Origin of the sequence: Arthrobacter sp. SDTb3-6 (genome assembly GCF_013376095.1) — a bacterium.
In the GTDB taxonomy this organism is placed as follows: Bacteria; Actinomycetota; Actinomycetes; order Actinomycetales; family Micrococcaceae; genus Specibacter.
The window spans coordinates 58,521-84,252 of sequence record NZ_JAAMFN010000021.1; the positions used below are offsets into that span (position 1 = coordinate 58,521).

Here is a 25,732-nt window from a genome sequence, read left to right on the forward strand (position 1 = left end):
ATCCCATGGTGACCCAGCTCACAGAAATTATTTCCCGGTCCGTCTGGTACGGCTGGGGCGACCCCGCCCGCGCCAGGCCCCTGGACGCGCGGACCCTCAGGCACCTGCGCCGCATGCTCCAGCTGGAAAGCGTGGACGCCAGCCACCCGCCCGTCAACCTCGCCGACGTCCGGGTGGGCCCCGTGCGCCTGGACCAGTCCGTGCTGTCGGAACTGCGCGCCATCGTGGGCCCGGGGCACGTCTCTACGGATGCCGCGGAGCGCATCCTCCACGCCGGCGGCAAAAGCACCCCGGACCTGCTGCGCCGCCGCAGCGGGGACGCGCTCGGCGCCCCGGACGCCGTCGTCTTCCCCGGCAGCAGCGACGAGGTGGGCGCGCTGCTGGCCCTGTGCGCCCGGCGCCACCTGGCGGTGGTGGCCTTCGGCGGCGGCACCTCCGTGGTGGGCGGGGTGGAGCCGCTGCGCGGGGGCCTGGCCGGCGCCGTCACCCTCGACCTGCGCCGCATGGACCGGCTGCTGGACGTGGACCCGCTCGCCCGCACGGCCACCTTCGAGGCCGGCATCCGGGGCCCGGCCATCGAGGCCGCACTGGCCCCGCACGGCTTCACGCTGGGCCACTTTCCGCAAAGCCACCAGGAGGCCACGCTGGGCGGCTACGTGGCCACCCGGTCCGCCGGCCAGGCATCCACCGGCTACGGCCGTTCCGACCAGCTGGTCAAGGCCGTGCACCTGGAGACCCCCGCGGGCCCGTTCGACGCCGGCTCCCTCGCGCCCGGTTCGGCGGCCGGGCCCCGGCTGCTGGATGTCGTGGTCGGCAGTGAAGGCACGCTGGGCGTCATCACCCGGGCCACGGTCAAGGTGTCCCCCGCGCCGGAAAGCAAGGTCCACGGCGCCTGGTCCTTCCCGTCCTTCGGTGCCGGGGCGGAGGCCCTGCGGCTGCTGCGGCACCACGGCGTCCGGGGCGACATGCCGCACGTGTGCCGGCTCAGCGACACGGGGGAAACGGCGTCGACCTTCCGGCTGGGCGGCTGGAAGGCCGGAGCGCTGTCCCGCTACCTGGCGCTTCGGGGGCAGCAGGCCCCGGCGCTGGCGCTGTTTGTGTGGGAAGGCGACGTGCGGGAGGTGCGGACCCGGCTCCGGCGCAGCGCGCGCATCCTGCGGCGGGCCGGCGGCATCCCGCTGGGGCCGGTGCCCGGGAAATCCTGGGAACACGCCCGGTTCGCCGGCCCCTACCTGCGCGACGGGCTGCTGACCCGCGGCGTGTTCGTGGAGACGCTGGAGACGGCCGCCACCTGGGGGCGGCTCGCGGACACCTACGGCAGCGTCCGCCGCGCCATTCAGGAGGCGCTGGAGGCCCGCGGCGCCGCGGCCCACGTCCAGACGCACATTTCCCATGTGTACCCGGACGGCGCCTCCCTGTATTTCACGTTCCTGGCCGGGCTGGAGGAGGACGGGCTGGCGCAAAACGCGCGGGTGAAGGCGGCGGCGTTGCACGCCATCCTGGCCGCCGGCGCCACCATCACCCACCACCACGCCGTCGGCCTGGACCACGCACCCTACCTGGCGGCCGAGATCGGGGGGCTCGGCGTGCGCGTGCTGCGCAGCATCAAGGACACGCTGGACCCGTCCGGCATCATGAACCCCGGCAAGCTCATCCCGGCGCTGCCGGGCGAAACCGCAACCAACACGGAGGAAACACCATGACCCTTCAATCCCTGGCCGGCACCACCGTCCTGGTCACCGGCGCAGCCATGGGCATGGGCAGGATGTACGCCGAACTGGCGGTGGCCGACCACGCCAAACACGTGGTGCTGTGGGACATCAACGCCGAACTGCTGGCGGCGGCCGCCGCGGAACTGTCCGGGCGGGGCACCGAAATCCACAGCTACGCGGTGGACGTGGGCAGTCTCGAGGCGATCGAGGCGGCGGCGGAGACGGTGCGCAACGACGTCGGCAGCCCGGACATCCTCATCAACAACGCCGGCATTGTGCGCGGCAAGTACTTTTGGGAGCACGACCAGCGCGCCGACATTGCCGCGACCATGGCCGTCAACACGCTGGCGCTGATGCACATCACCCGCGAGTTCCTGCCCGCCATGATCGCCGGCGGCCGGCCGTCCCGGATCGTGAACGTGGCCTCGGCCGCCGGGCTGCTCGCCAACCCGCGCATGAGCGTGTATTCATCCTCCAAGTGGGCCGTGGTGGGCTGGAGCGACTCGCTCCGGCTGGAACTGGCGCAGGCCGGCCACCGCCACATCAAGGTGACCACCTTCTGCCCGTCCTACATCAAGACCGGCATGTTTGAGGGCGCGCGCGGGCCGCTGCTGACCCCGCTGCTGGAACCCGGCGACGTGACGAAACGGGTGTGGCAGGCCATGAAGGAGGGCACGCCGATCCTCATGATGCCCTGGACGGTGAAGCTGAGCACGGCCCTGCGCGGCGTGCTGCCCGTGGCCGCCTGGGACCTGGTGGCGGGGCGCGTCTTCGGCGTCTACAGGTCCATGGAGCACTTCACCGGGCGGAAGTAGCACCCCGCAGGTAGTCCAGCTGCGCCTGGACCGAAAGCTGCGCCGCGCCCTGCAGGTTCGCCGGCACGTCCCCGTACACGAGGGCTGCCACCGCGGCGGCGGCGGGCTCCCCGCCCAATTGCTCGACGGCGGCCCGCACCTGGGCGAGCCGCTCCTGCCGGTGTGCCTGGTAGGCGGCCGCGGCGGCGGCCAGGTCCGGCAGCACCGGCCCGTGGCCCGGCAGCACGGCGACGGGCCGGCCGGCCGCGGCGTGCGCGCCGGTCGCGCCGGCCAGGGCCCGGGTGCCCAGGCCATGCAGCTTCCCCAGGGAGTCCAGGTAGTCGCCCAGCCGGCCGTCCGGGTAGTCGAGCACGGTGCTTCCCTGGCCCAGCACGGTGTCGCCGGTGAGCACCTGGGGGGTGCCGCCGTCGTGCTTCAGGGAGGGATCCTTCAGGACAAAGCAGACCGAGTCCGAGGTATGGCCGGGGGTGGCGAGCACCTCGATTTCCACGCCGGCGGCACGGATCAGCTCGCCGTCGCGCAGGGGCGCGCCGCCGTGGCAGAAATCCGGGTGGGCGGCGCGGACCGGGGCGCCGGTGAGCTCGCGGAGGCGGGCGCTGCCCTCCGTGTGGTCGGCGTGCCGGTGCGTGACGAGGATGAGCTCCACGGGGCCCGCGGCCAGCGCGGCCAGGTGGTCCTCGAGCAGCGGGCCGGGGTCAACCACCACCACGGTGGCGGAGCCGGGCGCGGCCAGCACGTAGCTGTTGGTGCCGTCCAGCGTCATGGGACCCGGGTTGGCCGCGCGCAGGGTGCGGCTGAGCGGGCCCGTCTGCTGCCAGTCCGCCATGGCCTAGTACCGGTAGTGGCCGGGCTTGTAGGGGCCCGCCGGGTCGAGGTCCAGGTAGGAGGCCTGCTCCGGGGTGAGCTCGGTCAGCTCCACGCCCAGGGCGGCCAGGTGCAGGCGGGCCACCTTCTCGTCGAGGATCTTCGGCAGCACGTACACCTGCTTTTGGTACTCGTCGGTGTCCGTCTTCGTGAAGATCTCCACCTGTGCAATGACCTGGTTGGTGAACGAGTTGGACATGACGAACGACGGGTGGCCCGTGGCGTTGCCCAGGTTGAGCAGGCGGCCCTCGGACAGCACGATGATGGAGCGCTCCCCTTCCGTGCCCTTGTCAAAGACCCACTCGTGGACCTGTGGCTTGATCTCCACTTTTTCCACGCCGGGGATCCGGGCCAGGCCGGCCATGTCGATCTCATTGTCAAAGTGGCCCACGTTGCCCACGATCGCCTTGTTCTTCATCTTCAGCATGTCCGCGGCCGTGATGATGCCCAGGCCGCCGGTGGTGGTGATGAAGATGTCGCCCTGGCCGATGACCGATTCGAGCCTGGCCACCTGGTAGCCGTCCATGGCGGCCTGGAGCGCGCAGATGGGGTCGATCTCGGTGACGATGACGCGCGAGCCCTGGCCGCGCAGGGCCTCGGCCGCGCCCTTGCCGACGTCGCCGTAGCCGCAGACCACGGCCACCTTGCCTCCCAGCAGCACGTCGGTGGCGCGCATGAGGCCGTCCGGCAGGGAGTGGCGGATGCCGTACTTGTTGTCGAACTTGGATTTCGTGACGGAGTCGTTGACGTTGATGGCCGGGAATAGCAGCTTGCCCTCGGCGGCCAGCTGGTACAGGCGGTGCACGCCCGTGGTGGTTTCCTCCGTGACGCCGTGGATCTGCGCGGCGATCCGCGTCCACTTTTGGCTGTCCTTTTTCAGCGATTCGCGCAGGGCGGCCAGGAACACGGCGCCTTCCTCCGAATCCGCGTCCGTGGTGTCCGGGACCTTGCCGGCGGCCTCGAATTCGGCGCCCTTGTGGACCAGCATGGTGGCGTCGCCGCCGTCGTCCAGGATCATGTTGGCGCCCTTGGCCGGGTCCGTGTCCGCGCCGGGCCAGGTGAGGATCTGCTGGGCCGTCCACCAGTAGTCCTCCAGGCTCTCGCCCTTCCAGGCGAAGACGGGGACGCCCTGCGGGTTTTCCGGGGTGCCCTTGCCGACGACGATGGCGGCCGCGGCCTCATCCTGGGTGGAGAAGATGTTGCACGAGGCCCAGCGGACCTCGGCGCCCAGGGCCGTCAGCGTCTCGATGAGCACGGCGGTCTGGACGGTCATGTGCAGGGAGCCGGCAATGCGGGCGCCCGCCAGCGGCTGGCTGTCCTTGTATTCCTCGCGCAGGCTCATCAGGCCCGGCATCTCAAATTCGGCCAGGCGGATCTGGTGCCGGCCGGCGGCGGCCAGGGTGATGTCGGCGACCTTGTAGTCTTCGGGGCTGAGGGTCTTGACAGCGGTGGTGCTCATGGGTGTGTTGTCCTTTGCTGGGCGCGGGGTTGTTCGGGAGGCGGGGTCAGGAGGCCAGCTGCTCGGGGCGCAGCAGCAGGGGGATGCCTTCATCGATGGCGTAGCGCAGCGGCACCCCGGCCGGGCCCGGCACCGTGGTGAGCAGTTCGTTGTCCTCCTGGACCAGCGTGGATCCGGTCACCGGGCAGCGCAGCAGGCCCAGCAGTTCGTCACTCAATTTCGCCATGGATTTCTCTTCTCCTCAGGTGGCCGGCTGAAAAGGCCTTGGCTGCCCAGTCTAGTCAAGCCCCACCCCCTCCACCGACCCTCGGTTGCAACCGGGGCGTTTTCCGCGGACCGTCGGTTGCAACCGGGGCATTATTTCCCAACCGGCGGTTGCAAACGGGGCGAATTCTGCGGACCCTTCGGCACGGTTGCGCGGGAGCGTTTGCCAAAAGTCCCCCGGTTGCAACCGAGCGTTCGTTGGGGCTGCCCGTGACTGGGAGGGAGTGCGGGAGCGTCGGGAAAAACACCCCCGATTGCAACCGAGCGTTGGGGGGGCGGGCGGTCAGTCCCGCAGGATGTGCAGGTGGCCGCGGCGTCCCGTGGCCGGGGCTCCGCTGGGGCGCTCCAGCGTGGGGCGGGCCTCGCGCTGGGGGGCGGGTCCGGCGTCGTGCGGGTCGGCGTTGGCGGCCTCACGCACGGCGTCCGCCAGGGCCAGCAGGTCATCGGGCCCGGGCGGCGGGGGTGTGTCCGAGCGCGCCAGCCGGATGACTTCCCACCCGCGCGGGACGGTGAGCCGGGCCGAATGCTTGGAGCACAGGTCGTAGCAGTGCGGTTCGGCGAAGGTTGCCAGCGGGCCAAGGACGGCGGTGGAGTCGGCGTAGACATACGTCAAGGTGGCCACGGCCGGCTCGCGGCAGGCGGATCGGGTGCATTGACGAAGGGTTCCCACGATTCCCAAGATTACCCGTTTTGAGCGGATATTCCCGCCGCGGCGCACCTTGCCGGCGTGAACTAGAGTGAAATGATGCAGTCCAATGCCCCGGAACCAGGTTTTAGCGTCTCGTTCACCGACGGCCCTGCCGCGCCCGGACGCCCCTTTGACCGGCGCCGGCGCAACCGCCACGGCCGGGGGCTGCGCGGGCCCATCATGCTGCCCGGGCTGCCGGGGGCACGGACCCGCAGCGAAAAGTTCGAGGACCTGGTGGTGGACTCCGCCGAGCGCCTCCGCGAACTGTGGAGTGCGCAGCTGGCCGGCGTGGAATACCTTGTCGAAGAGGTGCCGGACAACCTGGAGGCGCTCATTGCCTCGGGCGAGCAGGCCCCGCTGGGCAAATACACCATGGTGACGGAGGCCGGCCATCCGCTGATTGTCATTTACCGCCACCCTGTCGAGGCGCTCTGCGACTCCCCCGGGCAGGTGCGCGAACTGGTCCACGAGGTCCTCATCGAGCAGGTGGCCGGAGTGCTGAACATTGACCCTGACAGGGTGGATCCGCTGTTTGGGCGGTTCCGGCGCGGCGGCAGCTGACCCTCAGTACCCCGTCGAGATCGCCAGGGTGTGCGACTCCGCACCGGTGCCCGCGAACGGCAGCACGGCAATGTTGGCCGACCCCTTGGTCCCGAGCAGCTGCGTGCCGTAGGCCGGCTCGCCCGCCGCCGAAACCAGCGCGGCCACGGCGTCCTTGCCCAGCAGCGCGGCGGGATCCACAACCGTCGTGACCCCGGCCCTGAGGTTGATGGTCCTGGCCGAACCCAGCACGCCCGTGGCGGAAACGGGCACCATCGTAATGGTCGCGGCTCCGGTGGGCGCGGTGAAGGCAAAGCTGGAAGCCACTCCCCCGGGCAGCGTGGCCAGGTGGTTGACACCCAGCCTGCTGCCGGACGGCGCAAGGGCAAGGTCGACGGCGCTGCCCGGCTTTGTCGAATTGGCCAGCCGGACGCCGGCCACCACGGCGGAATCGGACGTCACGCTCAGCGAGTAGGTGCCCTGCGGCAGCCCGGCCAGCGGCAGCGAACTGACCTTTCCGGCCGGGGCCGTGAACACGCCGCCGCCGGGGAGTGCCGCCTGGCCGGACGGCCCGTACGCCTTGACCGCAACCACGGCGTCCGTGGCACCCGGAACCGTGACCTGCAAGGTTGTGGAGGCGTCCGAATAGCCGTCCTGGGCGCTGATCTTGGCGGCGGCGGCCGGGTCCTGCACCTGCACGCCCGGGATTACGGTGCTCGCCGCGGGCCCCTCGACCGGTTGCAGGAAATCCACGCCGCCGGGGGTCAGCCCGCGCAGCACCGACTGCTGGATGGTGCCGCTGACGGCTCCCCCTACGCTCCTGACGTGCACCGACAGCTGCTGCTGGTCAGGCGCCAGGCCGGACAACACCACGGACTGCACGGCACCCGGAGCAATCACCAGCGACTTGCCGCCCGGCGCCTGGATGGGGCCGGAGGCACCAAACAGGTCCAGCGACACGGTTGCCGAGCTCTGGGTGGAGTTGGCCAGCGTCAAAACAGCCGTGCGGCCCACGGTGGTGCTCGCACCGGTCAGCCAAAAATCGTTCGACGGCGTCTGGCACGTCGCCGCGGCAAGCCCCCGGAGGTCGCCGTCGGCAGCCGTCACCACCACCGAGCCAGCACTGCGCGCACGCTGCCCGGCGAAGGGCAGCGCCTTGAGCACCGAGGGTGTGCCCATCGCTTCATCCCGTACGACGGCGGCCTTCGCCTTCGCCTCTCCCGTCAGGGGCGCCAGCGTGGCTGGGGCGGAGGCGCCTGGGGACGCCGGTGGCGCCGTGGGCGTGGGCGAAACGCTGAACAGCTCCTTCGCGTTCGATCCCAGGGAGGACACCGAAGTGCCAGGGACAACGCCGTTGGCATCGCTCAGCGCCAGTGCGTTGAGCACCGTCTTGGTGGACGAGGAGTTGGGCGAAAATTGCGGGTCCGTCCCTGCCGCGGACCCGGAGAGCAGCTGCGTGGGGCCGGGGCAGTTGGCCAGCGTGACGCCGACGGGCAGCACCTCGGTGCGGGGTTTGACGGTGGCCGTGGCGTCGAAGCCCGGCAGGGCACTGCCGGCAGCCACGGCAACCACGGCGAGGGCCGCCGTCGTCGATCCGGCCAGGACGGCAGGCCAGCGGCGGGCACGCGGGCGGACCTTCCGGCGCGGCGCCCGGCCAGGCTTCGCCGCGCTGGCGGCTTGTTCCGGCGCGGCGGCTGGCTTCGCGCGCTTTGAGGCCTTCGCAGGCTTTCCCTGCCCGGCGGCGGCAATTGCGGGAGCGTCACCCGAAACCACCCCCGATTGCGCGGAAGCGTTGCCGTCCTTGTTCTTCTGGTCCTCAGACACCTCTACCTACCTTGTGCAATGATGCCTCGTCGCGGTATGCGCCGGCCCGGCCGCGGCGTGCGCGCACCGGGATGGCCAGCAGCAGGGTCAGCCCCAGCAGCACGACCTGCACCAGGCCCAACACGGCCGCCCAGGGCTCGACGTAGCGAATGTGAAGTTTTCCGCCGGCGGCCGGCAGCTCAAATGCCTGCGACCAGCCGTCCTGCACGGCCTTCAGGTCCTTGCCGTCGAGCTGCGCCTGCCAGCCTTGGTCGAACCGTTCGGCGAGGACCACGCGGCGCCCGGCAGTCCCGGCCGGCACGGTCGTGTCCACGCCCGTGCCGTTGGAGGCCACCGGCGCCACGGCGGCGCCCTGGGCATCCACCAGCCGGACACGGTTCACCACGTCGGTGGCGCCGGTCTTCTGGTACGTGGGCTGCACGCGCCACAGCCAGCCGGACTCCGTGGGGCCCACGGTGTCCAGGCCGGGCACGGCCTCAAGCTCGCCGGCCACCAGCTCGGCGGCCGTGTCCCCCTTTTGCAGGACCACAAAGCCCACGCCGAGCTGCAGGAATTCGGGCCGGGGGTCCACGCCGGACTTGGCCATCAGCGCCGCCACGGTGGTGCGCAGCATGGCCGTGGCCGCATCCGGGTCACGCACCGCTTCCGCCCCGGGCGCACCCGTAATGTCCGCGGCCGCGGCAATGGTGGACAAGGAATCCAGCGTGGTGCCCGACCCCTGCATCAGCGTGGCCTGCACCCCGCCGGCGGGAAGCACGCGCAGCACCAGGGTGCGGCTGGCCTCCGGTCCCGTGCCGCGGTCGGCCGCGGTGGCCGGAATGGAGCCGTTGTCCAACGGCGCCACCAGCGACGCCCCCGCCAGTCCGGGCGTGTTGCCGTTCAGGCTGTTGACCGTCCACAGGCCCAGGCTGGCGATGGGCGCCGCCACCAACACCACAGACAGCACGACGGCGGTGGTCCGGCTCCCGCCATGGGCCGACCCGCCGCTGTTGGCCCGGCCCGCAACGGTTCCGCCGCTTTCGGCCGGGTCGAAGGCGCGGCGGTGGACGGCGTCGAACCCCAGGAGCGCGGCGCCCAGGAGCGCGAACAGCGCCACGGAAACGGCCGGGCCGTTGAACGGGGTGGCCAGGGTGCTGCCGTCCAGGGAGACGGCCACCAGCCTCGTGGCGTAGGCGGTGGCCAGGGCCAGCAGGGCCACGAGCCACAGGGTGCGGACAGTGCCCGCGCGGCGCAGCGGCGCCAGCAGGGCGATGAACGCCGCCACCACCACGGGCGCACCGACCAGCAGCACGGCCGCCCACGTCCAGACGTCCCCGCCGGCGGCAGCGGTGCCGCCAAACAGCTTCGCCAGCGGGGCCACGGCGTTGGGGAAACCAAGCAGCTGCTCCCAGGCCGGGCCGGGGTGGCCGGCCAGCGGCACGCCCGGATCGCCCAGCAGCGCCCGCAGATTGGACCTGGCGGACCAGGCGAAGGGCAGGAACAACGCGATGGGCGGCACCAGCGACCACCACATCGTCTTGCCGCGGCGGCCCAGCAACACGGAACAGATCAGCACCACCACAATGGCCGACGCGAACAGGCTCGGGGCTGCGGCCGTGACGGCGGCAAGGGCCAGGCCGGCGGCTGCGGCGGCCGTCCATGAAGGGGTGCGGTCCACGCCGGGCCGGCCCAGCTTCACCGTCAGGGGCCGGCGGAGCGTGGCAGCGGCGTCCGGTGCCGCGCCGGAGGTGGCCGGCTGCACGGCACCCCTGGCCTGGTCCGTGCGACCACCGGCCAGCGGCTCGGTGGTGCCGCCGGCACCGACGGCACCGCCGGCGGCCCGGACCAGGCCCAGCACCACCAGCGGGATCAGCACATGCGCCAGCAGGGCTCCCAGCCGGCCCTGGCCCATCGCGACCTGGAGCACTGGCGCCCCGGCCCAGACCAGCCCGGCGACCAGGCGCGGCCAGCGGTGGCGGGAGAACGCCCCGGCGGCCAGCCAGCCGGTGAAGGCGGAGAGCGGGATGGCCAGCAGCACCAGCCACAGCACGGCGGCGGAGCCGTTGCCAAAGCCGACGACACCAAGGATCCACAGCACAAAGTCAAACGGGTCGCCGCGGCCCGGCAGGCCCGAGCCCAGGGAAACCCACCAGTCCGTGGCGTGCTGCCAGATGGCGCCCAGCTGCGTGGACACCGGCAGCAGCCCGCCACCGGTCAGGGCGGAGGCCCCGATCAGGCGGCCCAGGACGACCAGCGAGAGCACCGCCAGCAACAGCACCAGCCCAACGGCACTGACAAGGGGCGCCGTGCGGCCGGTTGCCAGGGGCGTGACCGCCTCGTGGTGGATGTCGCCGGTGGGTTCGAGGATCGACGGCGCAGCCTGGGCGGGCCCGGCCGCCTCCTCGTCGGGTCCCACCGCTTCACGCAGGGACTTCAGCTGGTTGCGGGCCTCGGCCGACGTGGCCGTCAGGCCCTTGTGCGCAGACCGTGACTGCACCCGGCTGCGGCCCAGCGCGCGGCGGCCGCGGGCCAGGGCCAGCGGGTGGAACAGGCCGGCAAAGGTGGCGGCGAACATCTGTACCGCGTGTCCCGGCGCCTTGAGCAGGAAGCCGGCGAAAAGCCAGTACACGGCCGAGAGCACGGCACCGGCCGCCAGGAACGGCAGCTGCCACAGCGGGGCGTGCTTGAGGCGGGTAAAAATTGCGGCCTTGCGAGCGGCAACGGGCGATCCCAACGGGTGGTCGCGGTCCACCACATGGAAAACCTTCGCCCCGGGCACCACCAGCACGCGGTGCCCGGCCAGGCGGACCCGGGCACAAAAGTCAAGGTCGTCGCCCGGGCCGGGGATGGCCGGGTCAAAGCCTCCGAGCTTCTCCCAGACGTCGCGGCGCACCAGCATGCCGGCGGCGTTCACGGCGAAGAAGTCGGTGCGGCCGTCGTACTGGCCCTGGTCCAGCTCGTCAAGGTTCACCAGGGCGAAGCGGTCAAACCACTTGTTGGCCTTCAGCCCGACGTCGACCAGCTTGCGCGGCTGGTCCCAGTCGAGCTGCTTGCACCCGGCCACCGTGGCGGTGGTGGAGCGTTCGACGGCGTCCAGCAGCCGTTCCAGCGCGTCCGGGGCCGGGGCGGCGTCGTCCTGCAGCAGCCAAATCCATTCATACCTCGACGCCGTCAAGGTGGCCGGGTCCGGATCGGCGGCCACCAGCGCGGGAGCGGCAGAGTCCGCCACGGCGGCACGGGAGGTGCCGGCGGAGGGGGCTCCGGCGTCGTGCAGGGAAGGGGTGGAAGGCGGTCCGGCAGGGACGGGGGCACCGGCGCCGACGGGGACCACGGCCTGCCCGGTACGCATCCTTTGGTAGTCCAGCACGGCCTTGACGGCGGCGCCGTAGCCGCCCCGCCGGCCGTCGAAGTTGATGACGCTGCCTTCGCCCAGCTCCCGGCGCAGCAGTTCCCCGGAATTGTCCGTGGAGCCCACGTCGGCGGCCAGGACGGAGGTGGCCTGGCGCGTTTGGGCCGCCAGGGCGCTTAAGACCGTGGGAAGGTAGGCACCGCCGTTGTGGGCAACCAAAACGGCAGTGACTTTTACTGCTTCAAGAATTAGACCGCTCGCTTCCGCAGCCGCCGGCGTTCACGCTCGGACAGGCCGCCCCAGATTCCAAACCGCTCGTCATTGGCGAGAGCGTATTCCAGACACTGTGCCTTGACGTTGCAGGCGCCGCACACCTTTTTGGCGTCGCGGGTTGAGCCGCCCTTCTCCGGGAAAAATGCCTCCGGATCTGTCTGTGCACACAACGCGTCCGTCTGCCAGCCTAGTTCACCTTCGCCGCTGAAGTCGTCAAGGCCGGGCCGGAATCCAATCCATACGGGTTCGGCCACGCGGATTTCCCGTGCCGCAGCACCAGACCCTCCGCTGCCGCTTTCGGATTCATGTGCCCGCAGGAATGCGGTGGCTGCATCCTCGAGGGAGTTGCTGCCGGCTGCCTCGTGGCCGGCTGCGGCCTGCGGGTCCGCCGGGTCCACAAACCAGTCCGCCGGCACGCCCTTCAACCGGTACTGCGTGGCGGCCTGCGCCTGCACAGATCCGTCACGGTCATTCTCTACACTCAGCTGCGCTTGCCCCATGGTCGTCCTCCTGAATGTTGCCGTCTTGGCTGCCACGGCCGAAGCGTCCGCCATGTGCGGCCCCTTGCACCTTCGGCAGCGGTTCGTGCGTCTAATTACATCCGTGTAAGTCTCCGTTCGTCAAGCGGGAGGGCGATCATATCCAGTTACCTGCACGTACAAGCTGCGCGCCACGCCCGGGAATTTAACGCCGACACGCGCAGAGGGGCGGGGGTTTTGATCCCCCAACTGGGAATTTCCTGATAATTTCCGCGGAATTCCGCGAGTTTCGGCGTGTCGGACATGACAGCCATGTGACGCATTTCACGCTGCAGTTTGCTTTTGTACAATCGGCGGACTAAAAGGGCGGGAATGTGGCCGCGGGAGCGGCGAGGCCAAAGCGATGCGGCCGGCCGGCGCCGGGCCGGGGCCGGTCCGCGGCCGGTCCCCAGGCCGGTCCGCAGGCAGGCATGGCGCGATTCTCCCGCCCGCATGGAAAGATCGGTTCCATGGCCCAGATCCCCAGCACCGTCCCCCAGTTCCTGAACGCCCTGCGCACGCTGAACCCCACCGCGCCGCGCCTGACCTGGTACGGACCCGATTCCGAACGCGTGGAACTCTCCGGCCGGGTCCTGGACAACTGGGTGGCCAAGACCGCGAACTTCCTGGCTGACGAGCTCGACGCCGGACCCGGCACCGTGGTGGCCCTGGACCTGCCCGTGCACTGGCGGTCGTTCGTGTGGCTGCTGGCCACCTGGGCCGTGGGCGCAACGGCCGTGGCCGGCGGCGCGGGCGACGGCGCGGGCGACGGCGACGCCGGGGAAGGCGCCGACGGCGGCAACGTGCCCCTTGGCTTCGGCCGGGCGGACATTGTGGCCACGACGGATCCGGTTGCCGCGGCCGCCAGCATTACTGCCGCGCGTGCGGCCCTGACCGCAGAAGGCGGTTCCGGCCCGGCCGGCCCCAACCCGCTGCTGGTGGCGGTGGCGCTGCCGGCCCTGGCCATGCGCTGGACGGGTGCGCTGCCCGATGGGGCCGTGGACTACTCCGGCGAAGTCAGGGCCCACGCCGACGTCCACTTCCCCGACGACGAACCCGCCGGTGACGACCCTGCATGGGAAACGTCCGCCGGCACGGCGACCTTCGCCCAGCTGCTGCCCGCGCCCACTGAGGGCCCAGACGCGACCGGGCAGGACGCGACCGGGCCACAGCGGGTGCTGCTGGAGGCGCGGAACGGATGGGACGGCGTCGTCCATGAGGCGCTGGCCACGTGGGCACACGGCGGGTCCATTGTGTTGCTGGGCCCCTCAGCGGAAGCCACGGACCGCCTGCGCGCCACGGAAAACGTCACCTGCGGCTAAGGACGGAAATCAGGCGTTGGGCTCGGTTTCGAGGATCTGGCGGTCGTGCTCAAAGCCGGGCTCGGTGTCCAGTTCCTCGGTGAACACCCAAAAGCGGTAGGCGAAGAAGCGGAAGATGGTGCCCAGGATCAGGCCCACCACGGAGCCGGCAATGAAGTCGGCGGTAGTGGATTCAAAGCCCAGCACCCAGTGGGAAACATAGACGCACGCCCCGGCGATGGCAATGCCGACGAAGTTCATGACTACAAACATGGTGGCTTCGCGCAGCATGTTCGCCTGGCGGCGGTGGCGGAAGGTCCAGTAGCGGTTGGCCACCCAAGAGAACACGGTGGCCACCACGGCGGAGATGATCTTGGCCTTGGTGGGATGCCCGGCCATGGAACCGTTGAGCAGCCAGAGGTAAATGCCTGAATCTATGACAAATGCCACGCCGCCCACGACGCCGAATTTGGCCACTTCACGCCAAAACAGGCCGAAAAGGCCCCTGATGCGTGCCGTGATTGCCTTGAACAATGGTCCTCCGTGGTGCGTGTGGCGCTGCGAATTGGCGCAATAACCCGAGGGAATGCCCCCCGTCAGCTTAAATTCTACGGCGCGCCGCACGCCCGGCCCACGCAAAACAGCCCCCGGAAAGCTGGCAGAATGCCGGGAACCGGCCTCCGCGAAAACGCAAAAGCAGGAATCGCCACGCACCTTCGGTACTCTGGGACCGTGACTTTTCCAGTAATCGGTGTTGTAGGCGGCGGCCAGTTGGCCCGGATGATGGCCCCGGCGGCCGTGGCCCTCGGTATTCATTTGCACGTCCTGGCCGAAGCGCCGGACGTGTCCGCAGTGGACGCAGTGGCCCACGCCCCCGTGGGCGACTACCGCGACCTGGAGACGCTGCGGAAGTTTGCCAGGGACGTGGACGTGCTGACCTTTGATCACGAACACGTGCCCAACGAGCACCTGCAGGCGCTGATTGCCGACGGCGTGAACGTCCAGCCCCGCCCCGACGCCCTGGTGAATGCCCAGGACAAGCTCGTGATGCGCGCCGCGATCGAGCGGCTGGGCCTGCCCAACCCCGCCTGGGCCGCCGTCGCCTCCGTGGCGGACATCCACGCCTTTGGCGAGGCAAACGGCTGGCCGGTGGTGCTGAAGATGCCCCGCGGCGGCTACGACGGCAAGGGCGTCAAGGTGCTGCGCAGCGCCGCGGACGCCGCCTCCGCCGCCGACTGGTTTGAGGCGATGAAGCCGCTGCTGGTCGAAGAGATGGTCGATTTCTCCCGCGAACTGTCAGCCCTCGTGGCCCGCACCCCCTCCGGCGATGCAAGGGCATGGCCCGTGGCCGAGTCCATCCAGGTGGCCGGCGTCTGTGACGAGGTCATCGCCCCCGCCCCGGAGCTGCCTGCCGAGGTCGAGGCCGCCGCCGAATCCGCCGCCCTGCGCATTGCCGAGGCCCTCGGCGTCACCGGCGTCATGGCCGCCGAGCTGTTTGAAACGCCCGGCCGCTCCCCCGGCTACCTCATCAACGAACTGGCCATGCGCCCCCACAACACCGGCCACTGGACCATGGACGGCGCCATCACGGGCCAGTTTGAACAGCACCTGCGCGCAGTCCTGGACCTGCCGCTGGGCGCCACCGACGCCCTCGGGGACGTCGTGGTCATGAAGAACTTCCTCGGCGGCGCCAACCAGGACCTCTTCAGCGCCTACCCCAAGGCCCTCGCCGCCGAGCCCACCGTGAAGGTGCACAGCTACGGCAAGTCGGTGCGCCCGGGACGCAAGATCGGCCACGTCAACGTGATCGGCTCACCGCACGACGACGTGGCCGCCGTCCGCGCCCGCGCCACCACCGTGGCAAACATCATCCGTGACGGACAGTAAGGAACTTCCAGCATGAGCACGAACACCACACCCCTCGTGGGCATTGTCATGGGGTCGGATTCCGACTGGCCCGTCATGGAAGCCGCCGCAGCGGCCCTGTCCGAATTCGGCATCCCCTTCGAAACCGATGTGGTCTCCGCCCACCGCATGCCCGCCGAGATGATCGCCTACGGCCAGGGCGCCGCCGCCCGCGGCCTGCGCGTCATCATCGCCGGGGCCGGCGGGGCGGCCCACCTGCCCGGCATGCTGGCCTCCGTCACCACGCTGCCCGTGGTGGGCGTGCCCGTGCCGCTCAAAACGCTCGACGGCATGGACTCGCTGCTGTCCATCGTCCAGATGCCCGCCGGCGTGCCGGTGGCCACCGTGTCCATCGGCGGCGCCCGCAACGCGGGGCTGCTCGCCGTGCGCATGCTCGCCTCCGGCACCGATGGGCTGGCGGCGCAGCTGGCCGGCAAGCTGGCCGTGTTCGCGCAGGAACTGAAAAGCCAGGCCTCCGCCAAGGGTGCCGCCCTGCGTGAGAAGGCCGGTGCCGCCTACCCCCTGGCCATCATGGCGGAACAGGGATAAAGGAACCGTATGAGCTTCAGCAGTCCCAAGGTGTCCCGTGCCTCCGATAAGCCACCGGTGCTGACCAACCCCGTCCGGTACCCGGAATCGGCGTCGGCGCCCATTCGCTCCAAGCGGGCCTGGCTGCTGTTGGTGCTCACCCTCGTGCTGCCGGGCAGCGCCCAGACCGTGGCGGGGAACAAGCGCCTGGGGCGCGTGGCCCTGCGCTGCACACTGGTGGCCTGGGCCTTGGTGATTGCCGGCGTCGTACTGGCGCTGGTGAGCCGCGAGGAACTGCTGAACCTCTTCACGAACCCGTTGACGTCCCTGGTGCTGGTGGTGCTGCTCGCCGCCGCGGCCGTGGGCTGGGCGGTCATGTTCCTGAATACGCTGGCCATCATCCGGCCCTCGCTGCTGGCGCCGGGCATGCGCGGCATGGTCGGGGCGGCACTGGTGGTGCTCATGGTGGCCACCAGCGGCAGCCTCGGGTACGGCGCCTACCTGCTGAACACGGGGCGCAACGCCATTGGCAGCATTTTTGCCTCCGGGCCGGACATGTTGCCGGTGGACGGGCGCTACAACTTCCTGGTCATGGGCGGCGACGCCGGTGCGCAGCGGATTGGGCGCCGGCCGGACTCGATCATCGTGGTCAGCGTGGACGCCAAGACCGGCCAGGCCGCCACCATCAGCATCCCCCGGAACCTGCAAAACGCGCAGTTCTCCCCCGGTTCGCCCCTGTGGAAGGCCTACCCGGACGGCTTCAACTGCGGCGACAACTGCATCATCAACTTCCTCTACACGGACGTCACCGAACACCACAAGGACCTCTACCCGCACGCCGCCGACCCCGGCGCGGCGGCCATGATGGATGCGGCTGGCGGAGTGCTGGGCCTGAAGATCCAGGGCTATGTGCTGGTGGACATGGCCGGCTTCTCCAAGTTGATTGATGCCCTGGGCGGGGTGAAAATCAAAGCCGGCGGCTGGGTTCCGCTGACCGGCAATGACATTCCCGGCACCACCCTGCACGAACCCCCGACCGGCTGGATCCACCCCGGCCTGCAAACCCTGGACGGCTACCACGCCCTCTGGTATGCCCGTTCCCGGCAGTGGGTGCTGGAGTATTCCCGCAGCCAGCGCCAGCAGTGCATCCAGCAGGCCCTGCTCAAGCAGATGGACCCGGCCACGGTGCTCACCAAGTTCAATGCCATCGCCGACGCCGGCACGAAGGTCATCGAGTCCGACCTGCCCGCCCAGCAGCTGGGCAGCTTCGTCTCGCTGGCACTCAAGGCCAAGGGCCACGACCTCAAGCGGATGACGATCGGGCCGCCGGACTTCCCGGTCGAGTTCTCCACCTACCCCGACTTCGGTGTGATCCACAAGCGCGTGCAGGCACTGCTCAACCCCCCGCCGCCCAAGCCTGCCGCCCCCGCCGCACCGAAGAAGTCCGCTCCGGGGAGTGCGCCTGCAGCCGGCTCGCCGGCGGCAGGCGCTGCCCCTGCAGCTCCTGCTGCCCCGGCAGCCCCGGCGACGACGGCGGCCCAGGCACCTGCCGCACCGGCCACGCCGTCGAACACCCCGCCCATCACGCAGCAGTACCTGCAGCAGCTGGCCGTGAACGGCAACACCGACATGCTCGTGGCGCTGCTAGCCAACAACGGCACCTGCTCCCCGGGGTAACCTGCTTTTAGACCGATCGCCCCGCCAATTCCAGGAGTGAACAATGTTTGCGCTGACCAACACGCTGCGTGACTACCCGTGGGGATCCGCCACGGCCATCGCGGAGCTTCTGGGCACCGCTCCCGGCGGCGGTCCCGAGGCGGAGCTGTGGATGGGCGCGCACCCGGATTCGCCGTCCATTGCCGACACCCCGGACGGCCCCGTTCCGCTCGACGCGCTCATCGCCGCGAACCCTGACGCCATGCTGGGGGCCGAGGCCGCTGCCGCCTTTGGTGCGCGGCTGCCCTTCCTGGCCAAGCTGCTGGCCGCCGGTGCGCCCCTGTCCCTCCAGGTGCATCCCACGCTGGAGCGCGCCCGCCAGCGCTTTGCCGAGGAGGAAGCCGCCGGCATCCCCCGCAACGCAGCGGAGCGCAATTACAAGGATGACAACCACAAGCCCGAAATGCTTTACGCGCTGACCGACTTCGAGGCCCTGTGCGGCTTCCGGCCCTGTGGCGAGGCCGCGGCGCTTTTCCGGGCGGTGGGCGATGCCATTGACGCCTCCGGTGCGCCGGTGCCCGAACTGCTGACGCTGGTTGCCTCAACGCTGGGCGGGGGCATGGCCGAGCCCACCGTGATCCGCCTTGCGTTTGAGGCCTTGATCGGCGGCGGGGATGCTGCCCGCGACCTGGTGGAGCTCGCCGCCGCGGCTTTGGCGCGGCAGGGGCCCGGCGGGGGGATGGACCCGGCGCTGCGCACCGTCGTCGACCTTTCCCGGCAGTACCCGGGCGACCCGGGCGTGCTGATTTCGCTGCTGCTGAACAGGGTCTCGCTGGTGCCGGGGCAGGCCGTCTACATGCCCGCCGGCAATATCCATGCCTACCTGTCCGGGCTGTGCGTGGAAGTCATGGCGTCTTCGGACAATGTGTTGCGCGGCGGGCTGACGGGCAAGCATGTGGATGTCCCGGAGCTGCTGGCCACCGTGGACTTCAAGTCCACCGCTGTCCCGTTTGTGCCGGTCCGCACCACCGAGCTGGGTCAGCAGGTCTGGGAGCCGCCCTTCAAGGAATTTGCGCTGCAGCGGGTGGAACTGGCCCCGGATGGCGAACCGGTGCCGCTGGTGCAGAACGGGCCGCTGGTGGTGCTGGCCGTCTCCGGCGCCGTGCTGCTCGACTCCCCACGCGGCGACATGGTCCTCCCCCGCGGCGCCTCGGTGTTTGTGCCGGCGGTGGAAAATCCGGTCATGGTCCACCCGCATGTGGATGCCGCGGGACAGCCGTCGGTGGTCTTCGCCGTGACGGTGGCGGGCTAGCTTGCCGGGAATTTGCGGCGGGCCGGGCGGATTTCCCGGCGCCGGCCGAACTCCTGTGGCGGGTGCGGGCGCTGCCGGGCCTTCTTCCAGCCTTGTGAATTCGATGGTTCATGTAATGCGGGCTGAATGCCGATCAGCCCACCGAAGCTGCACCGCCGAATCCGATCCGGGCCCACAGCCCACCGAAGCTGCACCGCCAGTTTCCCGGACTGATGCCCACCTGACTACCCGGGGTTCCATCCGTGCTCGCGAAGGGCCTCTCTGAACATTCCGGCCACCCAGGCGTCCCCGCGCTGCATGTCCTTCTTGAAGACCTTGACCTGCAGCCAGCCACGGGCAGCCGTCCGCATGTCCCTGTTCCGGTCGAACAGCTGCTTCTCGGGGGTCAGGTGCACTTCGCCCTCATACTCGCCGCAGACGCGGAATTCTTCACATGCAAGGTCGGGGAGAACCGTCCGTTCCCCTGGAGCGCCCGGAATTCTGTGGTTCGTGGTGAATTCCGGCAGGCCTGCCCGCTGGAGCAGCAGGCGCAACCGGGTTTCCGGGGGTGAATCGACGCCCACCCTCATCAATTCCATGGCAGCCTGTGCATTCCCCAGCCCTCGAATGAACCGCTTGGAGGCGATGTAGGCCCGGAGCCCGGCGGCCGTAACGATGGCAATTTTGGGGGCCTCGAAATCCCTGTCGTGCTCGCAGATCAGATGGTCGGCAGCGGCCACCAGCTCGCCCAGGGTGAGAATCGCGGACAAGTCCAGAAGGGTCCTGGCCGGCGTGGTGACGGGAATCCCGTCAACCAGCGTGCATTCTTCCGGGGACAGGGCCCGCTTATGCCCTGTGACGCCCTTTCGCCGGGGGATCATGGTTCCGGCGGGCCGCGTCAGGTGGACCGACCTCGCCTGCTCATGGACATACGGCATGGGGATCCCGTGCAGGATGGCGGCCGACGTATGCGAGATGTAGTTCTCCACCCCGAGCTCCGTATAGGGCCGGACCCGGTCGCGATAGCTTTGCTGCGCTCCGAGGGGCACCCTGATTTCGCGGCTGGGTACGTAGAGGTCCTTTGCCCGCATGCGGCTGATGGTCAGGCCGCCGCGGGCCCCTTCACTTCTGGTGAAGGACCGCATGGCCAGGTGTGGCGGCAGCTCCGGTCGGTGTCCCATGCCCAAATTCTTCGGCAAAAAGGGAAATCCCGCCGAAAGTTATCCACACCCAGCCTTCCGGCGCACTGGTCCAAAATTGACGGTGCAGCTCATGCGGGTTGGCGGCCCACCGGCCCGCTTTAGCTGCACCGTCGAATCCGGGCCCAGGCCGCAGCCCGCCTTACCTGCACCGCCGAATCCGGGCCCAGGCCGCAGCCCGCTTTACCTGCACCGTCGAATCCGGGCCGAGGCCACACCCCGCCTTACCTGCACCGCCGAATCCGGAAGCCACCCCCGGACACGGCCGACTACCGCTTGAGCAGGCCCCGGGCCTTCCGTACCGCCTTGCGGGCCAGCGGCAGCGCCTTGGCGAACACGGGGTACAGCGGCGACAGCCCCTTGTCCCAGGTTCCGGCCAGCATGTCCTCGTGGTCCGCGAAGCCAAACTTGAACTTGGAGACGCCGTCGTTGAGCAGGCCGTTGAAGTCGTAACGGGTGATGCCGCGGGCCTTCATCTCCTGGATGGCCAGCCACTTCAGCGAGAAGTTCGCGCGCAGGTTGCTGCCGGCGTCGGTCATGCCGCCGTACAGCTCAAACGCGGTGGCGTTGCTGGCCGCCAGCCACAGGAAGGAGACGACGGTGCCGCCGTCGAACGCTGCGTAGACGGGTGAGCCCCCGCCCAGGTTGTTGAAAATGTCCAGGTAGTAGCCGTCGGCGTGGATGCCGAAGTTGGCGCGCCGGGCGGTTTCCTTGTACACGGCCAGGCACTGCGGCAGCTCGGCGGCGGTGACGGCCCGGTACGCCAGCTCCTCCCGGCCCGACTTGCGGATGTACTGCCGCGTCTTCTTGGACATCGCGGCAAGGAGTTCGTCCTCGCTGCGGTTCAGGTCCAGGATGAGGGTGCGCGGGATCAGGATGGTGCTGTCGCTGCGCTGCCACCCGGCCGACGGCAGCCCTGCCGTGGGCAGGGCGGCGACGTCCCAGTCAGGTTCAATGCTCAGCGCCACGGATCGGTGCACGGTCTTCACATGCTGTGCGACGGCGTCAAGCACCTCGATCTCCCGGCCCGCCGCGGCCTGTGGTCCCCTTGCCAGGTAGGCCAGCGACCGGAAGGGGAACGGCAGCTTGCGCAGCAGGATCTGGGCCGATCCGACGAGCGCGCCGGCCGCGTCCTTGACGAACACCCGGTCGACGCTCCAGTTGTGCGCGGCCTTCGTTTCGCCCCAACCCCACAGCTGCATGGGGTGCCCCTGCTGGCTGTTGACGGCGGAATCCCACTGCTCCCGGACATGGCAAGGCACAACACTCAAAGTCATGCTTCAACCCTACCGGCTGACGGCGCCCGGACCCGATCCCGCGGCGGAGCCGGCATTTTTACAGGTGACGCAAAGGAGACGCCAAAGGCCGCCCGCGGCCGGGCCTGCCGAAATCAGGGTCTCGACAGGCCCGGCCGGCGGGTACTAGGACCGGCGGGCGTAGGTCTCCCACTTGTGTGCCTGGTGCTCGCCCTCGACAAAGCGGACGGTGCCGGACTTGGAGCGCATCACGATCGACTGGGTCAGCACGCGGCCCTTGTCGTAACGCACACCGCGCAGCAGGTCGCCGTCGGTGATGCCGGTGGCGGCGAAGTAGCAGTTGTCGCTCGTGACCAGGTCGTTGGTGGACAGAACGCGGTCCAGGTCGTGGCCGGCGTCGAGCGCCTTCTGCTTCTCGTCGTCGTCGGTGGGCCAGAGGCGGCCCTGGATGACGCCGCCCAGGGTCTTGATGGCACAGGCGGCCACGATGCCCTCGGGCGTTCCGCCGATGCCCATGAGTGCATCCACCCCGGTGCCGGCGCGGGCGGCGGCAATGGCGCCGGCCACGTCGCCGTCGAGGATGATCTTGGTGCGGGCGCCGGCGTCGCGGATTTCCTGGATGAGCGGCTGGTGGCGGTCGCGGTCCAGGACCATGACGGTGAGCTGGTTGACCTTCACGCCCTTGGCCTTGGCGATCAGGTGCAGGTTCTGCTTGACGGGCAGGCGCAGGTCCACCATGTCGGCAGCTTCCGGCCCGGTGACCAGCTTTTCCATGTAGAACACGGCGGAGGGGTCGAACATGGTGCCGCGTTCGGCCACTGCCAGCACGGCCAGGGCGTTGTTGATGCCCATGGCGGTCAGGCGGGTGCCGTCGATGGGGTCCACGGCGACGTCGCACTCGGGGCCCGAGCCGTCACCCACCATTTCGCCGTTGAACAGCATGGGGGCCTCGTCCTTTTCGCCTTCGCCGATGACCACAACGCCGTTGAAGTGGACAGTGGAAAGCAGGGAACGCATGGCGTCGACGGCGGCGCCGTCGGCCAGGTTTTTCTCGCCGAAGCCAACCCAGTGGCCGCCGGCAATGGCGGCCGCCTCGGTGACCCGGACCAGTTCCAGTGCGAGGTTGCGGTCCGGCTCGTCGTCACCGACTGCCAGGGAGCGGGAGAGCTGGGAAAAGTCTAGTTGTGATGCTTTTTGAGCCACGTAAAAACCTCATTATGTGAAGTAGGAACAGGGTCACCGCGTGCCACGGTGCACGCCCCTCCCGTATGGACACCTACTCCATCAATCATAGGCGCACCGAGGCCCGCCGGGCCCGTGTGTAACACCGCATTACCTGCCCACAGGCCAAACGTGAGCTGGGCCACGGCGCCGGCGCCCGGCGTCGTCGGAGGAATTTTCTGGGAGAATGGGGGCGTGACTGATTCCCCCCAGAACGCCCCGGTCAAGCCCGTCATCTCCCCGGGCGCCGCCAAGCGGGCCAACGCCTCCATGATCGGCATGCTGCTGGCTGTGCTGTCCACCTTCGCCATTGTGCTGACCATTGTGTGGCTCAACCCGCACCGCGACGCCGCCTCCTACCGCCAGCCGGTGGATGTGGCCGCCATCGCCGCCAATGCCGCGGACCCCGCGGGCTTCCAGCCGGCCACCCCCAAGCTGCCGTCCGGCTGGTACGCCAACTACGCCCGGTGGAACGCTGCCGGGGCCGACGGCGTGGCCTACTGGGATGTGGGGTTTGTCACCGCCGACGACACCTTCATTGCGCTGCGGCAGTCCGCGGACGCCAACCCGAGTTGGGTCGCCACCCAGGCGGAAGACGCCGCCGTGACGGGCACGCGCACCATTTCCGGACACACCTGGGAACTGCGTGATAAACCTAAAGGTGACCGCAGCCTGGTGCTCAAGGTCGGCGGAACCACCATTGTCCTGACCGGGGCGGCCGAGTTCAAGGACTTCGACACCCTGGCCGCGGCTGCACTGGCTTCCACCGGTGCCCGGGCGCATCCCTCCACGGCGGCATCCACCTCGACTGCAAAGGACGCAAAATCATGACTGGCGGCGAAGACGGCAACATCAACGCAATTTCCACCCCGCACACCCCCGCGGAGGCTTGGACCACCCTCATGGACGGCAACCGCCGCTTCGTGGAGGCCAGCGCCTCGCACCCGAACCAGGACGCTGCCCGGCGCGCGTCCCTGCTGGCCACCCAGCACCCCTTCGTCATGATCTTTGGCTGTTCGGACTCGCGCCTGGCCGCCGAGATCATCTTCGACCTGGGCCTGGGCGACGCCTTTGTGGTGCGCACCGCCGGCCATGTGATCGACAACACCGCGCTCGGCTCGCTTGAGTATGGCATCGAGTACCTGGGCATCCCGCTCGTCGTGGTCCTGGGCCACGACAGCTGCGGCGCCGTCACGGCCACCAAGGGCGCCGTGGCGACCGGGGACATGCCGGCCGGATTCGTCCGCGACCTCGTTGAGCGCATCACCCCCTCGGTGCTGGCCTCCCTGCGCAAGGACAAGGACAGCGACGTCAACTCCATGGTGGAGGAGCATGTGAAGCAGACCGCCGCGCGCCTCGTGGAAAACTCCCCCATCATCGCCAACGCCGTGGCACGGCAAAAGACCGCTGTCGTCGGGTTGACCTACCGCCTCGACGAGGGCCGCGCCGACCTCGTGTACAGCAACGGCCCCATCTCGCACTAGGCCGGCCCCGGCGCAAGGTAGGACGACGGCGGAGCCCAGGGTTCCGGCGTCGTCCTTTCCTTAACACGGTGGCCGGGTTTTTGGGAGCATGCGCGGCGGCGATATGGTAGGAAGCATGACTGACACTGCCGCGGCCACCGCACAAGAGTTCCGTATTGAACATGACACGATGGGCGAGGTCCGGGTCCCGGTCAACGCCCTCTACCGCGCCCAGACGCAGCGCGCCGTTGAGAACTTCCCGATCTCGGGCAAGACGCTGGAGCGGGCGCACATCGAGGCGCTGGCCCGGATCAAGAAGGCTGCCGCGCGTGCCAACGAGGACCTCGGCGTGATTGACGCCGACCTGGCGGACGCCATTGCCGACGCCGCCGAGCGCGTTGCCGCCGGCGAGTTTGACGGCCACTTCCCGATCGACGTCTTCCAGACCGGCTCCGGCACGTCGTCGAACATGAACATGAACGAGGTCATTGCCGAACTCGCCACGCGGGCGCTGAAGGCAAAGGGCAGCGACAAGGTGGTCCACCCGAACGACCACGTCAACGCCTCGCAGTCCTCGAACGACGTCTTCCCCACCTCGGTGCACGTTGCCGCCACGAACGCGCTGCTCAACGACCTCATCCCGGCCCTGACCTACCTGGCGGCGTCGTTCTCCCGCAAGGCCGACGAGTTTAAGGACGTGGTGAAGTCCGGCCGCACGCACCTCATGGATGCCACGCCCGTGACGCTCGGCCAGGAGTTCGGCGGCTACGAGGCCCAGCTCCGGTACGGCATTGAGCGCATCGAGTCCTCCCTGCCGCGCGTGGCCGAGGTCCCGCTGGGCGGCACCGCCGTGGGCACCGGCATCAACACCCCGGCCGGCTTCCCGCAGCGCGTCATCGCGCTGCTGGCCGAGGACACGGCCCTGCCGATCACCGAGGCCCGGAACCACTTCGAGGCCCAGGCCAACCGCGACGGGCTGATCGAGGCTTCCGGCCAGCTGCGCAACATTGCGTACTCGGTCATGAAGATCGCCAACGACCTGCGCTGGCTCGGCTCCGGCCCCAACACCGGCCTGGGCGAGATCGCCATCCCCGACCTGCAGCCGGGATCCTCCATCATGCCGGGCAAGGTCAACCCGGTCATCTGCGAGGCAGCCATCATGGTCGCCGCCCAGGTGATCGGCAACGACACCACCATCGCCCTGTCCTCCACCAACGGCGCCTTCGAACTCAACGTCGGCATCCCGGTCATGGCCGCGAACCTGCTCGAGTCGATCCGCCTGCTGACCAACACGGCCCGCGTCATGGCGGACAAGATGGTGGACGGCATCTCCGCCAATGTGGAGCGCGCCCGCTTCCTGGCCGAAGCCTCCCCCTCGATCGTGACCCCGCTGAACAAGTACATCGGCTACGAGAACGCCGCCAAGATCGCCAAGCATGCCATCAAGGAAGGGCTGACCATCCGCGAAGCCGTCCTGGCCCTGGGCTTCGTGGACCGCGGCGAACTGACCATGGAGCAGCTGGACCAGGGCCTGGACGTCATGGCCATGACCCGCGCGCCCAAGTAACCTCTCCTCTTCCTCACCCGCGCGGTGAGGGCGTGCCAGGCTGCTGGCGGCGGGTGAAAT

Annotated in this window: 22 protein-coding genes; 11 read left to right on the forward strand and 11 right to left on the reverse strand. The window is 69.5% G+C overall.

Annotated elements, in window-relative coordinates; all coding sequences use genetic code 11:
* Window positions 1–5 precede the first annotated feature (5 nt).
* Complete coding sequence (locus tag G6035_RS11665) at window positions 6–1,703, forward strand: FAD-binding oxidoreductase (RefSeq protein WP_176617259.1); 1,698 nt, start codon at window positions 6–8, stop codon at window positions 1,701–1,703.
* On the forward strand, window positions 1,700–2,527 hold the full coding sequence (locus G6035_RS11670) for an SDR family oxidoreductase (protein ID WP_176617260.1): 828 nt from the start codon (window positions 1,700–1,702) through the stop codon (window positions 2,525–2,527). Before G6035_RS11665 ends, G6035_RS11670 begins: the two co-directional genes overlap by 4 nt.
* On the opposite strand, the gene G6035_RS11675 is transcribed toward G6035_RS11670, so the two are convergent.
* From G6035_RS11675 to G6035_RS20150, 4 genes are all read right to left on the reverse strand, one after another.
* A complete protein-coding gene (locus G6035_RS11675) occupies window positions 2,511–3,353 on the reverse strand; it encodes an MBL fold metallo-hydrolase (RefSeq protein ID WP_176617261.1) in 843 nt (280 codons plus the stop codon). The two genes, G6035_RS11670 and G6035_RS11675, sit on opposite strands and share 17 nt — an antisense overlap.
* Window positions 3,354–3,356: 3 nt before the next feature.
* Entirely contained in the window at window positions 3,357–4,850 is a 1,494-nt protein-coding gene (gene ahcY, locus G6035_RS11680; RefSeq protein WP_176617262.1) for an adenosylhomocysteinase, read from the reverse strand.
* Between the two features lie 46 nt (window positions 4,851–4,896).
* The gene (locus G6035_RS11685) at window positions 4,897–5,076 is read right to left on the reverse strand and encodes a hypothetical protein (protein ID WP_176617263.1); all 180 of its coding nucleotides are present in this window, start codon (window positions 5,074–5,076) and stop codon (window positions 4,897–4,899) included.
* 321 nt (window positions 5,077–5,397) lie between these two features.
* Window positions 5,398–5,784: a DUF3499 domain-containing protein gene (locus G6035_RS20150; RefSeq protein ID WP_256882859.1), complete on the reverse strand. Its 387-nt coding sequence runs from the start codon at window positions 5,782–5,784 to the stop codon at window positions 5,398–5,400.
* A gap of 72 nt (window positions 5,785–5,856) precedes the next feature.
* Between G6035_RS20150 and G6035_RS20155 the strand changes: the two genes are divergently transcribed.
* Window positions 5,857–6,363, forward strand: a complete 507-nt coding sequence (locus G6035_RS20155; RefSeq protein WP_256127926.1) for a metallopeptidase family protein — start codon at window positions 5,857–5,859, stop codon at window positions 6,361–6,363.
* 3 nt (window positions 6,364–6,366) lie between these two features.
* Here G6035_RS20155 and G6035_RS11700 read toward each other — a convergent pair whose 3' ends face one another.
* The 3 genes from G6035_RS11700 to G6035_RS11710 are packed head-to-tail and all read right to left on the reverse strand — an operon-like array spanning window position 6,367 to window position 12,267.
* Window positions 6,367–8,166: a DUF5719 family protein gene (locus G6035_RS11700; RefSeq protein WP_176617266.1), complete on the reverse strand. Its 1,800-nt coding sequence runs from the start codon at window positions 8,164–8,166 to the stop codon at window positions 6,367–6,369.
* Complete coding sequence (locus G6035_RS11705; protein WP_176617267.1) at window positions 8,159–11,713, reverse strand: glycosyltransferase family 2 protein; 3,555 nt, start codon at window positions 11,711–11,713, stop codon at window positions 8,159–8,161. Before G6035_RS11705 ends, G6035_RS11700 begins: the two co-directional genes overlap by 8 nt.
* A gap of 29 nt (window positions 11,714–11,742) precedes the next feature.
* Entirely contained in the window at window positions 11,743–12,267 is a 525-nt protein-coding gene (locus G6035_RS11710) for a WhiB family transcriptional regulator (protein ID WP_176617289.1), read from the reverse strand.
* A gap of 488 nt (window positions 12,268–12,755) precedes the next feature.
* On the opposite strand from G6035_RS11710, the gene G6035_RS11715 reads away from it, so the two are divergent.
* The gene (locus G6035_RS11715; protein ID WP_176617268.1) at window positions 12,756–13,607 is read left to right on the forward strand and encodes a TIGR03089 family protein; all 852 of its coding nucleotides are present in this window, start codon (window positions 12,756–12,758) and stop codon (window positions 13,605–13,607) included.
* A 9-nt stretch (window positions 13,608–13,616) separates the two neighbouring features.
* Here G6035_RS11715 and G6035_RS11720 read toward each other — a convergent pair whose 3' ends face one another.
* Window positions 13,617–14,120, reverse strand: a complete 504-nt coding sequence (locus G6035_RS11720; RefSeq protein ID WP_218063144.1) for a GtrA family protein — start codon at window positions 14,118–14,120, stop codon at window positions 13,617–13,619.
* A 198-nt stretch (window positions 14,121–14,318) separates the two neighbouring features.
* Between G6035_RS11720 and G6035_RS11725 the strand changes: the two genes are divergently transcribed.
* From G6035_RS11725 to manA, 4 genes are read left to right on the forward strand one after another with little or no spacing between them, the layout of a single operon-like run.
* Window positions 14,319–15,473 (forward strand): 5-(carboxyamino)imidazole ribonucleotide synthase, encoded by a 1,155-nt coding sequence (locus G6035_RS11725; protein WP_176617269.1) that lies wholly within the window; start codon window positions 14,319–14,321, stop codon window positions 15,471–15,473.
* 12 nt (window positions 15,474–15,485) lie between these two features.
* Complete coding sequence (purE, locus tag G6035_RS11730) at window positions 15,486–16,040, forward strand: 5-(carboxyamino)imidazole ribonucleotide mutase (protein ID WP_176617270.1); 555 nt, start codon at window positions 15,486–15,488, stop codon at window positions 16,038–16,040.
* A 9-nt stretch (window positions 16,041–16,049) separates the two neighbouring features.
* Complete coding sequence (locus G6035_RS11735; RefSeq protein ID WP_176617271.1) at window positions 16,050–17,696, forward strand: LCP family protein; 1,647 nt, start codon at window positions 16,050–16,052, stop codon at window positions 17,694–17,696.
* Window positions 17,697–17,739: 43 nt separating this feature from the next.
* A complete protein-coding gene (gene manA, locus G6035_RS11740; RefSeq protein ID WP_176617272.1) occupies window positions 17,740–18,987 on the forward strand; it encodes a mannose-6-phosphate isomerase, class I in 1,248 nt (415 codons plus the stop codon).
* 224 nt (window positions 18,988–19,211) lie between these two features.
* Here the strand turns inward: manA and G6035_RS11745 are convergent, their stop codons facing one another.
* From G6035_RS11745 to glpX, 3 genes are all read right to left on the reverse strand, one after another.
* Window positions 19,212–20,147 carry a hypothetical protein gene (locus G6035_RS11745; RefSeq protein WP_176617273.1) on the reverse strand — a complete coding sequence of 312 codons (936 nt, stop codon included), beginning with the start codon at window positions 20,145–20,147 and terminating at the stop codon, window positions 19,212–19,214.
* A 287-nt stretch (window positions 20,148–20,434) separates the two neighbouring features.
* Entirely contained in the window at window positions 20,435–21,442 is a 1,008-nt protein-coding gene (locus G6035_RS11750) for a peptidoglycan bridge formation glycyltransferase FemA/FemB family protein (protein WP_176617274.1), read from the reverse strand.
* A 144-nt stretch (window positions 21,443–21,586) separates the two neighbouring features.
* Window positions 21,587–22,624: a class II fructose-bisphosphatase gene (gene glpX, locus G6035_RS11755; protein ID WP_176617275.1), complete on the reverse strand. Its 1,038-nt coding sequence runs from the start codon at window positions 22,622–22,624 to the stop codon at window positions 21,587–21,589.
* A 213-nt stretch (window positions 22,625–22,837) separates the two neighbouring features.
* Between glpX and G6035_RS11760 the strand changes: the two genes are divergently transcribed.
* The 3 genes from G6035_RS11760 (at window position 22,838) to G6035_RS11770 (ending at window position 25,672) form a co-directional block, all read left to right on the forward strand.
* Window positions 22,838–23,473, forward strand: coding sequence for a DUF4245 domain-containing protein (locus tag G6035_RS11760; RefSeq protein ID WP_176617276.1), 636 nt, complete (start codon window positions 22,838–22,840; stop codon window positions 23,471–23,473).
* A 29-nt stretch (window positions 23,474–23,502) separates the two neighbouring features.
* Complete coding sequence (locus tag G6035_RS11765) at window positions 23,503–24,126, forward strand: carbonic anhydrase (protein ID WP_309145222.1); 624 nt, start codon at window positions 23,503–23,505, stop codon at window positions 24,124–24,126.
* A gap of 115 nt (window positions 24,127–24,241) precedes the next feature.
* Entirely contained in the window at window positions 24,242–25,672 is a 1,431-nt protein-coding gene (locus G6035_RS11770; RefSeq protein WP_176617278.1) for a class II fumarate hydratase, read from the forward strand.
* Window positions 25,673–25,732 lie beyond the last annotated feature (60 nt).

Coding starts and splice junctions, on each gene's coding strand:
- G6035_RS11670 (WP_176617260.1), top strand. CDS start 1,700: ATGACCCTTCAATCCCTGGCCGGCACCACCGTCCTGGTCACCGGCGCA.
- G6035_RS11715 (WP_176617268.1), top strand. CDS start 12,756: ATGGCCCAGATCCCCAGCACCGTCCCCCAGTTCCTGAACGCCCTGCGC.
- G6035_RS11745 (WP_176617273.1), bottom strand. CDS start 20,147: ATGGGACACCGACCGGAGCTGCCGCCACACCTGGCCATGCGGTCCTTC.
- G6035_RS20155 (WP_256127926.1), top strand. CDS start 5,857: ATGATGCAGTCCAATGCCCCGGAACCAGGTTTTAGCGTCTCGTTCACC.
- ahcY (WP_176617262.1), bottom strand. CDS start 4,850: ATGAGCACCACCGCTGTCAAGACCCTCAGCCCCGAAGACTACAAGGTC.
- G6035_RS11665 (WP_176617259.1), top strand. CDS start 6: ATGGTGACCCAGCTCACAGAAATTATTTCCCGGTCCGTCTGGTACGGC.
- G6035_RS11770 (WP_176617278.1), top strand. CDS start 24,242: ATGACTGACACTGCCGCGGCCACCGCACAAGAGTTCCGTATTGAACAT.
- G6035_RS11685 (WP_176617263.1), bottom strand. CDS start 5,076: ATGGCGAAATTGAGTGACGAACTGCTGGGCCTGCTGCGCTGCCCGGTG.
- purE (WP_176617270.1), top strand. CDS start 15,486: ATGAGCACGAACACCACACCCCTCGTGGGCATTGTCATGGGGTCGGAT.
- G6035_RS11710 (WP_176617289.1), bottom strand. CDS start 12,267: ATGGGGCAAGCGCAGCTGAGTGTAGAGAATGACCGTGACGGATCTGTG.
- G6035_RS11675 (WP_176617261.1), bottom strand. CDS start 3,353: ATGGCGGACTGGCAGCAGACGGGCCCGCTCAGCCGCACCCTGCGCGCG.
- G6035_RS11735 (WP_176617271.1), top strand. CDS start 16,050: ATGAGCTTCAGCAGTCCCAAGGTGTCCCGTGCCTCCGATAAGCCACCG.
- G6035_RS11750 (WP_176617274.1), bottom strand. CDS start 21,442: ATGACTTTGAGTGTTGTGCCTTGCCATGTCCGGGAGCAGTGGGATTCC.
- manA (WP_176617272.1), top strand. CDS start 17,740: ATGTTTGCGCTGACCAACACGCTGCGTGACTACCCGTGGGGATCCGCC.